This window comes from Romboutsia sp. 13368, from assembly GCF_018336475.1.
GTDB lineage: Bacteria > Bacillota > Clostridia > Peptostreptococcales > Peptostreptococcaceae > Romboutsia.
This window is the reverse complement of the sequence record NZ_CP048741.1, coordinates 1,174,095-1,175,789: the sequence shown is the minus strand read 5'-3', so window position 1 is coordinate 1,175,789 and position 1,695 is coordinate 1,174,095. Positions and strand designations below refer to the sequence as shown.

Annotated in this window: 2 protein-coding genes; both read right to left on the bottom strand. The window is 25.6% G+C overall.

All coding sequences use genetic code 11. The features are described from left to right. Nucleotides 1–433: 433 nt before the first annotated feature. Nucleotides 434–859, bottom strand: a complete 426-nt coding sequence (locus tag G3997_RS04790) for a restriction endonuclease (protein ID WP_296648929.1) — start codon at nt 857–859, stop codon at nt 434–436. Between the two features lie 145 nt (nt 860–1,004). Then, a complete protein-coding gene (locus G3997_RS04785) occupies nt 1,005–1,553 on the bottom strand; it encodes a helicase-related protein (RefSeq protein WP_330616297.1) in 549 nt (182 codons plus the stop codon). Nucleotides 1,554–1,695: the final 142 nt, after the last annotated feature.

Sequence of the window (1,695 nt, the reverse complement as noted above, 5' to 3'; positions counted from 1 at the left end):
ATAAATATACATATGAAATATAAATAATATTATTAGTTTAATGTTTATAAATATATCTTTGCATCTTATAATTTTGATTAACTCTTTTATGATTCATATAACTATTATTTATTAAAATCTTTGATTATATTAAGCTTCATATTCACTCTATATCGCTATTTGATTTTGGACTCATAATTATGATAAGCTGTTTATTCAAAGATTTCTTTTACCTGAAATTACTCTATCAGATACATCTTTTAATGCATAAGTTAAAAGATACCAGTTAACTTAATAAATTTAAGTCGCCTCGTCGTAGAAATAGCATTTTAATTTACTAAAATATGTTAATTATRGAATTTACTTTAATTTAATCAATTTGATGTTGTTTTATATAAAAAATAAGCTTAGAAATATGTTTGAATTCATCTCTAAGCTTCTATATGTTCATATTTTAAGAATTAGATAATGTAGATTTAGTTTTTTTAATAAATTCATCAGGATTATTTTCTGGTGCTATAAATACAACCTCTTTACCAAGAGCTTCAAAATGCTTTCTAGCACACTTAATTTTAGCTTTTTCTTCTTCTCTAAGAAGGTTAATATCACTTTTACCTTTAGTTTCTACCACAAAATAAAGCCTTTCTTCATCAAATTCATTTATAACAACAGCCCAATCTGGATTATAGCTTCCAATAGGAGTTTCTATCTTAAACCAATTTGGTAGTTTAACATAAACTTTAATTTCGTCTCTTTCTTCAAATTGCTTAGCAAATTTAGTTTCAACCTCTGAATCGCATATAGTATAGTTATAAGGAGACTTTTTACTCTCTACTATTTTATCATTCAAATAAGCAAGTAGTTCACTGTTATTGAACATTTCTATAAAATAAGGATCTTTTCCTTTAAATTTAGAATAACTTATACCGTCTACTACTAAGAGTCTTAGATTTTTTCTTATTATTTTAGTTACTTCTTATATATATTTTTGTGGATTTAGTTTAAAATCTTCTAACCTTTTAGAATTAATTAGAATATCNNNNTCTTAAATTTAATGGATGSTTTTTAGGAACTGCGTTAATTCTTTCTTTTGCTTTTTCTAAATCATTTAAAGCTACATCAACCCARACATCTTGTAATATATCTGGAATCTGCCCAAATAAACTATGGATACTTTCTAATCTCTCTGATAACATAAAATGAACCTTATCCTCAACAGAACCTTTATATCTCATATTATAGATATAAATCTCATCATACATTTGACCTATTCTTTGAATACGACCTTTTCTTTGTTCTAATCTAGTTGGATTCCATGGTAAGTCTAGATTTATAAGTGATCCTAGAGTCTGTAAGTTAAGTCCTTCACTAGCTGCATCCGTTCCAACTAATACTTTAATTTCTCTATTCTTAACCATTTCCTTTATATTTTCCTTACTACAYCTTTCATATATGCCATTARTAATAATTCCTGATTTATCTCCACCTGCATATATTCCGATTTTTCTATTTGGTAAATCCTTTGATAAGCATTCTGYTATCCAATATGCAGAGTCATAATACTGAGAAAATATAATACATCCTCTTTCTAACCATTTATCTTCTAGTAATAACTNNNTATTAAATTATACTTAGGGTCTTTTTCTTTATTTTCCTCAAGCATATAAATAAGATTATTTAGACAGGTAATTTCTTCAATGGTTAAATTGTTAAATT